Below are 12945 nucleotides of genomic sequence, written 5' to 3'. Positions count from 1 at the left end.
ATGAAGTAACCTAATACAGCAATGCGGATTCTGCACACTGCTGATTGGCACTTGGGCAAGTTGCTCAAGGGCACCGAGCGAACGGGCGAGATTGCGGCGGCGCTGGAAGAATTGCTCAAGCTGGTTCGTTCTGAGCGCATCGAGCTGGTACTGGTTGCGGGCGACCTCTTCGACCGGCCCCAGGTCACCACCGAGGCTGAGGCCGCGGCCTTTGGCTTTTTCTACCGGCTTCAGGAAATGAAGGTTCCGGCGCTGGTGATCGCGGGGAACCATGACTCGAGGGAGCGTCTGGAGGCCATCGCGCCCCTGCTGTCGCTGGCCGGGGTCACCGTGAGGGGCGAGGTCCGGCTGGCGGGCCGGGGCGGAGTGGTGGAGGTGGCGGGAGGGAAGGCCGCCATGCTGCCCTTTTTGTCCGAGCGGCGGCTGGTCAGGGCCCAGATGCTGCTCGAGGGCGACGGCACCTTGTGGAAGGGCGCTTACTCCGAGGGGATGAAGAAGGTCTTCGCCAACCTGGCCACCGAGCTGGGAGGGGGCATCAACTTGATGCTGGCCCACCTCACCGTCGAGGGCAGCCGCCTGGGCGGGGGCGAGTTCGAGTTTCACTGCACCAACAGCTACGCCGTGGAGAAGTCGGCCTTTCCCCAGCAGCTCGCCTACGTGGCGCTGGGCCACATCCACCGCCAGCAGCAGGTTTCGGAGGCTCCGGTGGCCTGGTATCCGGGTTCGCTGGTGCAGCTCGACTTCGGTGAGGGGGAAAGCGCGCCTCGTGGAGCGCTGATCGTCGAAGTGGAGGCCGGGGTGCCGCCTAAGGTCCACCCGGTCGAAGCCCGTTGGGGCAAACCGCTACGCACTTTCCGCGTGAGGGTGGAGGATCTCGACCGCCGCCTCGAGGAGCTACAGACCTTCCCCGGCTGGGCCAAGCTGGTGATCGAAGGGAGGGGCAACCCGCGGCTGCGGGAGGAGTTGTTCCGCCGTTTCCCCCAGCTGCTGGACGTGATCTTCGAAGTGCCCGAGGCTGAGCGCGGCAGGGTCCAGGCCCCGGTGCCCGAGGAATGGGACTGGCTCGAGGCCTATGGCGAGTACTCGCGCGAGACCTACGCCGCCGAGCCGGATGAGAGCCTGCTCAGGGCTTTCCAGCAGGTCTACGAGGAAGTTCACGCGGGAGAAGGGCTATGAGGACGCCGAGCGCCCAGTGCCAAAGGCTGAAGGTCGATGACTGCGAGCCGCGAGCCACCAGCCCTCGACCTCTCCTGATCATCGACCCCTCGAGGAGGCCATCATGAGGCCCCTCAAATTGCGGGTGCAGGGCTTTGGCTCATATCTCGAGCCGCAGGAGGTCCAGTTCGACGATGTCGAGCTTTTCGCCATCACCGGGCCGACGGGGGCGGGGAAGAGCACCTTGCTGGATGCGATCACCTTCGCGCTTTACCGCGAGACACCGCGGGCGGGGGCCAAGGGGCACAACAGCCTGCGCCATCCGGCGGCTGAGCAGGCCAAGGTCGAACTCGAGTTCAGCCTTCCCGATCCGGCTGGCCCCCAGACCTGGCGCGTCGTGCGGGTGATCGGCAAGGAGAACCAAAGCCGCCTGGAGTACCTCGAGCGCGGAGACTGGCGCACCCACCCTGCTTCGGAGAAGGTGAGTGCGCTCAACAACCAGCTGCTGGTCCTGATGGGGGGGATGGACTTCTCCACCTTCACCCGGGCCATCCTGCTGCCGCAGGGCCAGTTTGACCTCTTCCTGCGGGGGGTGCCCAAGGAGCGGCGCGAGCTGTTGATGAAACTCTACGGCCTCGAGCGCCTGCGGGATATGCGCGAGCGGGTGGGAGAACACCTCAAGGAGGCCCGGGAGAAGCTGGGGCGGCTGGAGGGAGAGCTGCAGGGGCTCGGTGAGGCCGAGGAAGGCCGCCTGGAGGCCATGCGCGAGGAGATTCGGCAGCTCGAGGCCGAGGAGGTCCGGCTCACCCGCGAGGCCGAGCGCGCCCAAAGGGCCCTGGCGGAGGCCGAGAAGCGCTACGAGAAATTCAACGAGCTGGATGGCCTGCGGCGAAGGCAGCGGAATTGGGAGGGCGAGCAGGAGGAGATGGGGCGCCTGCGGGAGCGGCTGGAGCGGGCCGATCAGGCCGAGCGGGTGTGGCCCCAGGTGGAGGGCGTAGAGGTAGCCCGCAAGGAGGCCGAGACCGCTCTGGCCGATCTGGCGCGATGGCAGAAGGGGCTCGAGCGCCTGCGGGCTGAGGTGGAGGGGCTGCGCGAGCGTTGCGACCCGGCGGCGCTCGAGGCCGCTAAGGGCGAGCTCGCCCGGCTGCCGGTGCTGGAGGCCATGGAAACCCGGCTCACCCGCTACGGCGGGAGCCTGAGCCTGTCGAGGCCCGATCCCCTGCCCTTCGACGAAGACCGGCTCGAGACCCTGCGCGAGTCCGAACGGCGGTGGGGAGAGCTGAAGAAGCTCGAGGCCCAGCTCGCCCGGCTGGAGGGAGAACTGGCGAAGGAGCAGTCCCGCCTGGAGGAGCGGCAGGCGGAAAAGACCCGCCTCGAAGCCGACCTCGAGCGCCTGAAGGACGAGGGCCAGGAGGCCGCCCGGCTCCACGAGCAGGCCAAGACCGCGCTCGAGCAAGCCCAGCGCAAAGCCGGCGTTCTCGCACACCGCCACCTGCTCCGTGCGGGCGAGGCCTGCCCGCTGTGCGAGCAGGCGGTGGCGGTGCTCCCCCCGCCGAGGGAGATGCCCGACCTGGAGCGGCTCGGCCTCGAACTCGCTCGAGCTGAGCAGCAGTTGCAGGAGCTTCGCAACGCCTTCCAGGAGAAGCGGGGTTCGCTCAAGACCCTCGCACAGAGCCTGCCCGAGGAGCAGGAGCGACTTTCGGCGCGCTTGCGGGAGCGCGGGCGGCTGGCGGGTGAGGTTGAGCAGCTCAGGTCCGGCCTTTCCGGCTCGCCGGAGGCCCTGGAGGACGAGCGAACCCGCATGCTGGCCGGTCTGGCGGAGGAAATTCGCCAGGCCACGGGAGGAGAGGGGGTGGGGCGCTTCAAGGCGGGCCTGCAGAAGCGGGTGGCCGAACTCCAGGCCGCCCAGGAGCGCCTGGCTGAAGCCGAGGCCCGGCTGGCCGAGGCCGAGCGCCAGCTCACGGCCCAGGCCCAAGTGCTCCAGGAACGTCAGCGTGCCCTCGAGCGCCTGGAGACCAGCCTGGCTTTGCTCCTGGGCGAGACCGGTTTCGATGGGCTCGAGGCCGTCCGCGCGGCCCGCCTGAGCGCCGCCGAGCGTCAGGCCCTCCAGCAGCGCCGCCAGGAGCACGAGCGCGAGGGCATCGCTATCGCCGAGGGGCTCAGGCGGCTGGAGCGGGAGCTGGAGGGGCTAGAGCCGGTGGACGAGGCGAGCGTGCGCCTCCAGCGCGAAGCCCTGGAGGCCCTGCGCCAGGGAGCCCGCGCCGCTCACGGCAGGGCCGAAGGGCTCAAGGCCGACCTCAAGCGCGCCGAAGACCAACTCCGCCGCCGCCGCGAACTCGAGGCCCAGCAAGCCAAGCTGGTGCGTGAGGTGGACGTGTGGGAGCGGCTCGAGCGCGACCTGCGGGGCGACCGCTTCCAGGACTTCCTCCTCGAGCGCTACCAGTCGGGCCTGCTCCAGCGGGCCAGCGAACTCATGAACGAGCTTTCACAAGGACGCTATGCCTTCCGCCTGGAGGACAGCGAGTACGCCGTCGAAGACCGTTGGACCGAGTCGGTGCGCACGGTACGCACGCTCTCGGGCGGCGAGAGTTTCCTGGCCTCCTTATCGCTGGCGCTCTCCCTCTCTGAACACCTCTCCAAAGGCCGCATGGGCGCGCTGTTCCTCGACGAGGGCTTCGGCACGCTGGATGTAGAGACCCTCGAGCAGGTCGCAGGCGTGCTGGAAGCCCTGCCCACACGGGGTCGGCTGGTGGGGGTGGTGACCCACGTGGAAGCTCTCGCCGAGCGATTGCCCGCTAGGCTCAGGGTGGAGAAGAGCCCTGCCGGGAGCAGGATTCGCTGGTCGGATGACTGATGGGTAAGTCCCCGCAGGTCTATTTGTGCTTTGTTGGGGTGGCCTTAGAATAGCCGCCTGGGTTGGTGCTGCCTTGTCGAGCCGAATCCTGCGCAATGCTGCCATCACCATGCTGGGCACCTTCTCGAGCCGCGTGCTGGGACTGGTGCGCCAGATCGTCATCAACAACCTGTTTGCACCCCTGCTGACCGATGCCTTCAACATCGCCACCCGCGTTCCCAACCTGTTTCGCGAACTCGTGGCCGAGGGCGCGGTTACCAACGCTTTGGTGCCGGTCCTGAGCGCCCTCCCAGCCGACGAAGGCGAGGTCTTCAAGCGGCGCTTTGCCGCGCTGCTGTTTGCCCTCAACCTGTTGCTGCTGGGCCTGGGGCTGCTGCTAGCCCCCTGGATCGCGGATTTGCTGGTGGATTCCTCGAGTCCCTTCGCCCGTGGGCCCGGCTTCGAACTATTGGTCTACCAGATCCGCCTGGTGATGCCGTTTCTGCTGTTCATTTCGATGGCCGCTCTGTTTTCGGCCTTTTTGCAGTCGCAGGAGCGTTTTGGACTGGTAGCCTTCGCGCCTCTGGCGCTCAACGTGGTTTCGATCATCATCATGCTCATCTGGCCGGGGAGCGCTACCGCGCTGGCGCTGTCCTACACCCTCGGGGCGATGGTGCAGGCGGTCGTGTTGCTGCCCTCGCTGAAGGGGTTCCGGCTGGAGTTGAAGGGGCACAGGGCGGTTCGGGAGGCTCTATGGCGCATGGGGCCCTTTGCCTTCACCACCAGCCTGCGCCAGTTCCTCAACCTGGTGCTGACCAATGTCCTCACCCGCTATGCGGTGGGGGCCCAGACCGCATTCATCAATGCGGAGGTGATCTTCCAGACGGCGCTGGGCATCCTGGCCGTATCCCCGGCCATGGCCCTCTATCCCCGCCTGGTCCAAATGGGCAATGCCCAGGACTATGCGGGGATAAGGAGCCTGCTCGAGCGCTCGATCGAGCGCCTGGGCGTTCTGCTGGGTTTTGCCGGAGCCATGCTGGCGGCACTGGCCCCCTGGATCGTGGGGGCGGTCTTCTCCTTTGGCGGGCTCGACCCCACGGTGCGGAAGTTCACGGCGGCGGTGTTGCTGGCCTATGGCTTTGCCCTGCTCCCCTGGGGGATCAACCAGCTCATGCTGCGGGCCTTCTACGCCACAGGCGAGATCCGGCGGGCGGTGCAGGTTTCGGCGGTCATCTTCGCCCTCAATACCCTGGGGTACTGGCTCCTGCGCGACGCGGGGCTGTTGTGGCTCAACCTCTCCACGGCGGTGGCCGGTCTGGTGGGCCTCCTGGCTTATGTAGGGCGGCTCGAGCGGCTTTCGATCCTCTCGGTGCACTGGCTGTTGAGGCTACTGCTGAAGGTTGTGGGCGCGGCGGCTCCGGCAGGGCTGCTGGCCTATCTGGTGGCCCGTCCCTTCGGCACGCCCGAACTCTTCCTCAGCAACCTGCCCCCCCTGCTGGTGGGGGGGCTGGTGGGAGCGGGTGTGTTTGTCGCGTTTGCGCGCCTGCTGCGCCTGCCTCTGCGCTTGGGCCGCTGATCAGGCGGCCTGTTCGGCAGGGGAGGCGCTCACGTAGGCTTTCCCCTGACAGTGGCTGCATACGAGGTCCTGGGCTTCTTCCTCCAGGCATTTGGGGCAGGGCTCGAGCACTTCCCCGCTGAGGCGGTCCTCGACCCGAAGCAATCTCCAGCCCGTCTTCTCGCAGAGCTGTTCGGCACGGCACAGCGCTTTGGAAAGCCGAGGAGCTTCCCCGCGTGAGAGCAAGACCTCAAACGACGCACCGGCATTCTCGAAGCAGATCACGAAGCTTATTTGGTCCGAACCCATTGCCTCCTCCAAGAGCAGTAGTTCAGGGGGTCGTGGAGCTACCCGCCTAGAGCCTATGGCTCGAGGCTAAAATGAAGCCAAAACCACTCAATCGCGGAGTTCTCGCAGGGCTTCGGCCATGCTGCGCCGCGCCTTGGCTGCCATCTCCGGGTTGTCGAGCCTTTCGTACGCGGCGATGAGCCCCTGCCAGGCACGCTCGGAGTACGGGTCGAGGGCGAGGGCGTGTCGGTAGGCCACTACTGCCAGAGGCGAATGCTTCTGCTCCTGCTGCTCGGCCACCATCGCCCACAGCTCGTGCTGGTAGCGTTCGACCTCGGAGCGCTCTAAGGGAAAGAGGTCGGCCAGCTCAGGAAGCCAGGGTTCGCTGTGACGCTGGATGAAGTCCTCGAGTCCCGGCTCAGAAGTTTCCAAAAATGCCCTCGCCTGCTTGACGAACTCCAGGTAGTCGAGCACGACGGGGAAGTTGAGCGACAACTGGCTTTTGCTCGAGCTGATGAGCTGGGGGAGAAGCAGGCTTCTCAGCTTGGAAACGGCGTTCTGGAGCGAATCGAGCGGGTGGTTCAGCTCTGCCCACAATTGCTCAGCCAGCACCTCGCGGTTTTGTGGCCGGGCGTGCAGCGCTAGGGCCAGCAGCAGGGCGGCGATTTTCCTGGTTGGAAAGCCACACAGGTCGAGGGTCTTGCCCAGGAAGGAGACCCTGAACCCCCCGAAGGTCTGGATGCTGAGGGGGAAGGCAGCCCAGCAGGACGGATCGGCCTTGATCAGGGGCAGCCAGTGATGGCTGTAGAAGGGATGTTTCAGGAGCAGCCCGTAGCCGTTCTGCTGGCAGAGGCTGAGGGCTTCCCTCAGGGAGGTCAGGTCGCCTTTGAGCATGAGCAACTGGGCTACGTCGAACGTCGCCCCGGCTTCGCGGGCTTCCTCGAGGGTGGGCTCGAGCGGTCTCAGGCCTTGGCGCACGGCCTCGGTTTTGTGGCTGAAGGTGATATTGGCGGCATGGGCCAGCTCTTCCCGTGCGGCCTCGAGGTTGCCGCGCCGGAACTCGACCTGGCTGCGCACGAGGTGGGCCTCTCCGCGTAAGTCGGCTTCCTGGGTCGCGTGGAGCACGCCGCTGGCCAGGCCATAGGCCAGCTCTGGCTGCTCCTCCAGCAACGCCACCTGCGCCTGGACGATCTCGGAATATTTGACCGCGCGTTGGTTGTCCGCCTCGCTTGCCTTCAACCTTGCCCTCAGCAGGGCCTGCCTGGCTTTCTCGAGCTCGCCGAGCTGGATGTAGGCCCGCCCCATGTTGACCTGGGCCAGTGGGCTTAGGTGGATGGGAGATAAACGGCTGAACTCGGCTAAAGCCACGAGGGGATACCCCTCGAATACCTTGGCATTTGCCAGGTTCTCAGCACTCAGAGCTTCTTCTGCGTGGTTGCCGAGCTCGCGGTACAAGGATACGGCTTTCGCTAAAGCCTCCGCCCCCTCGCGGTAGCGGTGCAGGTGTAGCCGCGCGATTCCCAGGTTGTGCAGCAGACGCCCGTGAACGAGGGAGACCTGGGTCTGGGCCAGGCCTCTTTCGAAGTATTTGGCGGCCCTGGCACAGTCTCCCTGCATTCCATAGGCGACCCCCAGGGCGTTGATGATCCACGCTTGAAGCCTGGGAGAAGCTCTCTGCTGAAGGCTTTGCAGTCGCCGGGCTGCGCCTTCGATGTCTCCTGAGGAGCGCTGCAACAGCGCCGTGAGGTATTCATAGGCCTCGAGGCCCCGGTGGCTGAGCGGAACCTGGCTCAAGCGCTCGCGCAGGACCTGGACTCCGGTCCTGGGCGCGTAGGTTTCGACGATGAGCTCGAGGTACGCTTCCCACAGCTGGTGCTCGCGGAGAATCTCCAGGGCGGGGTCGTGCAGGTGCTTCGAGGCCAGAAGCTGGGCGAGCTCGAGCGCTCGCTCCGGCGACATGGGCTGGTGGAGGACTCGGCGCAACAGCGCAGGCAGGCGGTAGCCCTGATCGGCAGCGTAGAGCAGGCCCCGGTCGTACAACTCGGCGATGAGGCCGGGGGTGAGGTCGAGGAAGTCGTAGAGTTCGGGGATGAGGAGGGGGCTCGAGGCCAGGCGGCTGAGGGTGTCGCGGTTGACGTCCTTGGGGATGAAGCGCCCGAGGTGGGCCTGGGCGAGGGGATGGTGGAGCAAGGGAATGGCATCCTGGCGCTCGGAGAGTTGCGCGGCGATCAGCAAGCCCTCGGGCCAGCCCTGGCTCAGGTGGTAGCTTTCTTCGGCGTAACCTTCGCGAGCCGTGCCGAGGGCTGCGAGCCATTCACCTCTGGTGTAGGCGAGGTCGGTCTCGTGTAAGAACAGGCCCTCCTCCGGATCGTCGAGGTGGACGGACTCGATCTGGCGGCGCCTTTGGGGAATGAACAAACACGCCTCCCGGCCAATGTCGGAAGGAGCCCTTACCACCGCGCGATGGTTGCGCCTTGCCCACAGGGCCAGCGCCTGCTGCCCGAAGCCCACTCCGACAGGGGCGACCACCACTCGCGGCGCAGTACGCAGCAAGGGGTGAAGACCGGGCCGCAGACCTAGCACGGCGCAATTCTAATAAAGCATTAACCCACAACCCGCAAATGTGCACGTCCCCTGGCCAGGGGAGGGTGGCGCTTCAGGGCGTCAGGCGGTGACGGTCGCGGGGGAAAGCCCTTGCGTAGCGGACGTTGGGCAGCCCCAGGAGCTTTTGGGTCAGACGCTCCGCCCCGATGGCGAAGCCGCCGTGGGGAGGCATGCCGTACTTGAAGACCTCGAGGTAGCCCGCGAAGCTGGCCGGGTCGTTGCCCTTCTTCTTCAGGGCCTCGATCAGCACGTCGTACTGGTGGATGCGCTGCCCGCCGCTGGTGATCTCGAGGCCCCTGAATAGCAGGTCGTAGCCACGGGTAGCGCCCCCTTCCTCGGGGTAGGCGTAGAAGGGCCGCGCGGCCTGGGGGTACTTGGTGACGAAGAGGAAGTCCACGCCCCACTGTTCCTTAGCCCACTGGCCCAGCGCCCGCTCGGCCTCCTCGTTGAAGTCGGCGCCCACCGGCATGCCCAACTCCTCGCGCAGGATGCGGCGGGCCTCGGAGTGCTCCAGGCGCGGCATCTCGGCGGTGTTGGGCCACGCTACCTCCAGCATCGTCGCTTCATCCGCCGCTGCCTCGCGGGCTTCGTCGAGCATGGCCCTGAGCAGGTGTTCCTCGAGGTCGATCACGTCGTGCTCGCTTTCGATGAAGCCCATCTCCACGTCGAGGGAGAGGTACTCGTTGAGGTGGCGACTGGTGGCGTGCTGCTCGGCCCTAAAGACCGGGGCCACCTCGTAGACCCGCTCGTACACCCCCACCATGATCTGCTTGTAGAGCTGGGGCGACTGCGCCAGGTAGGCCCGCTGCTCGAAGTAGTCGATGGCGAAGAGGTTGCTGCCGCCCTCGGCTCCGGCGGAGACGATCTTGGGGGTGTAGATCTCGGTGAAGCCCTGCGCGTCGAGGAAGCTGCGGAAGCCCCGCACCAGCGCGGCCTGCACCTTGAGCGCGGCGCGGGCTTTTTCCCCCCGCAGGCTCACGTAGCGGTACTCGAGCAGGGTCTCGGGGTTGACGCGCCACTCCTCCTTGGGGATTTCGATGGGGGAGGGCTCGAGGGCCGGGGTGAGCACCTCGAGGCCGTTGGCCAGCACCTCGTAACCTCCCGGAGCCTTGGCGTTGTGCACCACCTGGCCCGTAACGCGCAGGCAGGACTCGGCCAGAGGTAGGTCCACGCCCTTTTCCACCACGACCTGCACGATGCCCGTGCGGTCGCGCAGCAGGGCGAACTGGATGCCGCCTAGGTCGCGCTTCCAGTGCAGCCAGCCTTGCAGGGTAACTTTCTCGCCGATCTTGTTTGGCACTTCCTTGACCAGTGTGCGTGACATCTGCTTCTCCTAAAAGGCCGCTGGCGGGCATTGAAAAAACCCCCGGTACAACAAGGCACCGGGGGGTCGGAATCGCTCCCCCCGCTATGGATTGTCGTCCCAACGGCGCAACATCTTGCCCGATAGTCTAAGTGGCTGTTCTCGCCTGGTCAAGGAGGCCTTTGTGGGTCATACGCTGTACGTCCTACGCAAAACTTTTACTTCGTCTTTTCCCTGACCAAGGCCAGGATTTCCTCACCGTAGCGTTCGGTCTTGCGGGGCCCGAAGCCCTTGATCTGGGTGAGCTCTTCGGGGGTGGAGGGCAGGGCGTCGGCGATGGCGGCGAGCTGGGCGTCGTGGGCGATGACGTAGGGGGGCACGCCCTCGGCTTTGGCTTTTTGCCAGCGCCACTCGCGCAAAGCCTGATAGAGCGCGTCGTTGGTGGCGGTGGGGCGGGGTTTCGCAGATGCTTCGGGCAGGGGCTTCTCGAGCCCCTCCTTAGCCTTGGGGGTTTCGCCCTCATAAAACACCAGGACCGACCACACCGGGGCGGAGCCCGAGACCAGGGCGCTGGAAACCTGGATGGGCTGGACGCGCTCGAGGAAGTCGTTGAGCCGGCTCAGGTCCAGGCTTTGCCGCTCGTCGAGGCGGATGGTGAAAGCTTGGCAACGCATGGAGGTATTCTAACTCACCAGCGTGCCGTGGCCTCAGGCGAAGGCAAAGCAGCGCCGGGCGTTGGCGTCGGTGATTCGCTCCATCTCCACAGTGCTCAGCCCGCGCACCTCGGCCAGCTTCTCGAGTGTGTGCCGCACGTAGGCAGGCTGGTTGCGCTTGCCCCGGTGGGGCTCGGGGGGCAGGAAAGGGGTGTCGGTCTCGACCAGCAGGCGCTCCAGGGGCAGTTGCCGCGCCACTTCTCGCATCTGGGTGTTTTTCTTGTAGGTGAGGGGGCCGGCGAAGCCGAAGTAGGCGGAAAGCTCGAGCCCCGCCTCCACCAGCGCCGGATGCCCGCCGAAGGCGTGCAGCACGACCCTGGGAGGACGGTTGAGCTTTAGCCACTCGGCCACCTCTCGCTCGGCCCGGTCATCGTCCTTAGCGCTGCGCACGTGCAGGATGAGGGGAAGCTCGAGCTCCGCGGCCAACTCGGCCTGCCAGTCGAGGGCCTGGTACTGCTGGGGGCGGGTCTGGGGGGTCCAGTAGAAGTCCAGCCCGCTCTCGCCGATGGCCCGCACCCGCTCATGGCGGGCGAGCTCGAGGGTTTCTTGCTTGAACTCCCGCCAGCGCTCGGCCTCGGTGGGGTGGATGCCCACCGCTACCCAGACGTTGGGGGCGGAGTGGGCGATCTCGAGGTTATGGCGCGACTTCGCGGGCTCGGTGCCGATGCTCAGCATCGCTTGGAAGCCCTGGGCCGCCTCGAGGGCCAAGGCGAGTTCGGAGGGCTCGAGGTAGTCGAGGTGGCAGTGGGTGTCGGTCACGCTCAATAGCCTAAAGGTACGCTGATGGTCGTGGGGTCGTACGCCGTACGCAACGCGCCAAACGCCGGTTGTAGGGACACCCTGAGGCCGGTACCCGCTCCTCGCTAAAATGGCCCCATGAAGCCGCTATGGCTCAGCCTCATGCTGCTTCTGGCCGCCTGTGTTCCGGCCTTGCAGGAAGTGGATCCCGTCCGCGCACCGCAAGCCGACAACTGGGGCCCCAATCCCTCGCCGGTGGAGTGGTGGTACATCTCGGCCTATGTGCCCGAGGCGGGAATTGCCTTCCACTGGGCCATCTTCAAGGGCTACTTCACCCCTCGCATTGGGCCAGCCTTCCTCGGCCTGCTGTACCCTGGCCCTTTTCACGCTTCGCACCTGGCCGTCACCGACCTGAGGGAGGGCCGCAAATTCTTCGACGAGCGCTCCGACTTTCGCCCGGACGCTCCCAGGGGCGATGCCATCATTGAGTTTCCGCCCTTACGCATCGAGCAGGGGGACTGGAAGCTGATCCAGCAGGGGGCCAGCTACCGTCTCACGGCGGGACCCCTCGACCTGCGGTTGACCCCCAGGAAGCCTGCCGTGGTGCATCCGCCGGGTTACTCGGGCACGGCGGAGGTGGGGCGCATGTACTACGTCTCCTACACCCGGCTGGGCCTCGAGGGGCGCATCAACGGGCGCGAGGTGTGGGGCGAGGCCTGGATGGACCATCAGTGGGGCGGGCAGCTTTCGGGGCGGGAAGCTTTGTGGGACTGGTTCGGCCTGCACCTCTCCGACGGCAGCGACCTCATGCTCTACCGGGTCAAGAAGCCACCGAGTGCCGGGCAGGCTGAGGGTGAGGTGGTACAACTGGCGGGGAGCCGCACCGACCCACAGGGCCGGATCGCAGAGCTGAAGGACCTGCGCATGACCCCGCTGAAGCGCTGGACCTCGCCCAGCGGACGCAGCTACGCCCTTTCCTGGAAGGTCGAAGCCGAGGGGCTACAGCTCGAGCTAAACCCCGTACGCCAGGACCAGGAACTCCTCACCACCTCCACCGGGGTGGCCTACTGGGAAGGGCCGGTGCAGGGCGGGGGAAGCTGGCAGGGGCAGCCCGTCGAGGCCAGGGGCATGGGGGAGTTCGTGGCGGGCACGTACCGCCCGTGAATGAACTCTTGCCGAAGTCGCCAGTAGTCGATGGTCGATGGCTGATGGCCATGTCAGGCACGGCTGGGTTCAGCCGCGCAGGCCAGAGCCGTAGAGGCCGGCCTGGGTGCGGGCCTGGATCAGCAAGGTCTCGAGCCTGCCCGCCTTGCGCAGGCGCTGGATCAGCTCCTCGAGCACCTTCAGCTCGCTCGAGTCGCCAAACTGCTCCTTGTGGTCACGGGTCATGTACCACAGCGTCTGGGCCTCGGCGCCGGGAACCAGCCCACCCGTGCGGATGTCCCAGTGGATGAAATACCCCTGCACCAGCGCGCGGGCCACGTTGTCCTTGATGACGTACTCGATGTTTCCGGCGTGGCCCATCCTCGGCAGCAGACCCTGAGCCACGGCCTCGGTGAGCTCGAGCCCTGCCGTGACGGGCCGCAGCTCCCGCAGGGCCTGCTTGACCAGGCGGTGATGGTGCTCCAGGAGCCCCTGAAGCCACAGGCTGTCGGGGTCAATGGTCGGCTGCTGGGGTTTCTGGGGGCGTGGTGCTGGGGCTGGAGCCGAGAGCGGGCCTTTGGCAGCAGTCACCGGGTCCGCAGGGGGGTTGGAG

Annotated in this window: 10 protein-coding genes; 4 read left to right on the top strand and 6 right to left on the bottom strand. The window is 66.4% G+C overall.

Annotation, left to right across the window (positions count from 1 at the left end; genetic code table 11):
• Positions 1-21 precede the first annotated feature (21 nt).
• The 3 genes from Mrose_RS04105 (at position 22) to murJ (ending at position 5564) form a co-directional block, all read left to right on the top strand.
• Entirely contained in the window at positions 22-1176 is a 1155-nt protein-coding gene (locus tag Mrose_RS04105) for a metallophosphoesterase family protein (RefSeq protein WP_119276161.1), read from the top strand.
• Positions 1177-1279: 103 nt separating this feature from the next.
• Positions 1280-4009 (top strand): AAA family ATPase, encoded by a 2730-nt coding sequence (locus Mrose_RS04100; RefSeq protein WP_119276160.1) that lies wholly within the window; start codon positions 1280-1282, stop codon positions 4007-4009.
• Positions 4010-4082: 73 nt separating this feature from the next.
• Positions 4083-5564 carry a murein biosynthesis integral membrane protein MurJ gene (gene murJ, locus Mrose_RS04095; protein WP_119276159.1) on the top strand — a complete coding sequence of 494 codons (1482 nt, stop codon included), beginning with the start codon at positions 4083-4085 and terminating at the stop codon, positions 5562-5564.
• On the opposite strand, the gene Mrose_RS04090 is transcribed toward murJ, so the two are convergent.
• The 5 genes from Mrose_RS04090 to Mrose_RS04070 form a co-directional block, all read right to left on the bottom strand.
• Positions 5565-5852, bottom strand: a complete 288-nt coding sequence (locus tag Mrose_RS04090; protein ID WP_147371568.1) for a hypothetical protein — start codon at positions 5850-5852, stop codon at positions 5565-5567. It lies immediately after the preceding gene.
• Between the two features lie 87 nt (positions 5853-5939).
• The gene (locus tag Mrose_RS04085) at positions 5940-8414 is read right to left on the bottom strand and encodes a hypothetical protein (protein WP_119276157.1); all 2475 of its coding nucleotides are present in this window, start codon (positions 8412-8414) and stop codon (positions 5940-5942) included.
• A 73-nt stretch (positions 8415-8487) separates the two neighbouring features.
• The gene (gene aspS / locus Mrose_RS04080) at positions 8488-9759 is read right to left on the bottom strand and encodes an aspartate--tRNA(Asn) ligase (protein ID WP_119276156.1); all 1272 of its coding nucleotides are present in this window, start codon (positions 9757-9759) and stop codon (positions 8488-8490) included.
• A 197-nt stretch (positions 9760-9956) separates the two neighbouring features.
• The gene (locus Mrose_RS04075; protein WP_119276155.1) at positions 9957-10412 is read right to left on the bottom strand and encodes an HRDC domain-containing protein; all 456 of its coding nucleotides are present in this window, start codon (positions 10410-10412) and stop codon (positions 9957-9959) included.
• A gap of 33 nt (positions 10413-10445) precedes the next feature.
• Positions 10446-11210, bottom strand: a complete 765-nt coding sequence (locus Mrose_RS04070; RefSeq protein WP_119276154.1) for a TatD family hydrolase — start codon at positions 11208-11210, stop codon at positions 10446-10448.
• Positions 11211-11327: 117 nt separating this feature from the next.
• On the opposite strand from Mrose_RS04070, the gene Mrose_RS04065 reads away from it, so the two are divergent.
• Positions 11328-12353, top strand: coding sequence for a lipocalin family protein (locus Mrose_RS04065; protein ID WP_119276153.1), 1026 nt, complete (start codon positions 11328-11330; stop codon positions 12351-12353).
• A gap of 69 nt (positions 12354-12422) precedes the next feature.
• Here the strand turns inward: Mrose_RS04065 and Mrose_RS04060 are convergent.
• On the bottom strand, positions 12423-12945 hold a 523-nt coding region (locus tag Mrose_RS04060), incomplete at its 5' end, for a hypothetical protein (RefSeq protein ID WP_220452279.1).

Origin of the sequence: Calidithermus roseus (assembly GCF_003574095.1) — a bacterium.
GTDB classification, from domain to species: domain Bacteria; phylum Deinococcota; class Deinococci; order Deinococcales; family Thermaceae; genus Calidithermus; species Calidithermus roseus.
Note: the sequence above shows the minus strand (reverse complement) of the source record. Positions and strands in the feature narration are given on the sequence as shown.

Bases quoted from the DNA above. Each gene is read 5' to 3' on its own strand.
- Mrose_RS04105 (WP_119276161.1), top strand. From the start codon at position 22: ATGCGGATTCTGCACACTGCTGATTGGCACTTGGGCAAGTTGCTCAAG.
- Mrose_RS04100 (WP_119276160.1), top strand. From the start codon at position 1,280: ATGAGGCCCCTCAAATTGCGGGTGCAGGGCTTTGGCTCATATCTCGAG.
- Mrose_RS04090 (WP_147371568.1), bottom strand. From the start codon at position 5,852: ATGGGTTCGGACCAAATAAGCTTCGTGATCTGCTTCGAGAATGCCGGT.
- aspS (WP_119276156.1), bottom strand. From the start codon at position 9,759: ATGTCACGCACACTGGTCAAGGAAGTGCCAAACAAGATCGGCGAGAAA.
- Mrose_RS04075 (WP_119276155.1), bottom strand. From the start codon at position 10,412: ATGCGTTGCCAAGCTTTCACCATCCGCCTCGACGAGCGGCAAAGCCTG.
- Mrose_RS04065 (WP_119276153.1), top strand. From the start codon at position 11,328: ATGAAGCCGCTATGGCTCAGCCTCATGCTGCTTCTGGCCGCCTGTGTT.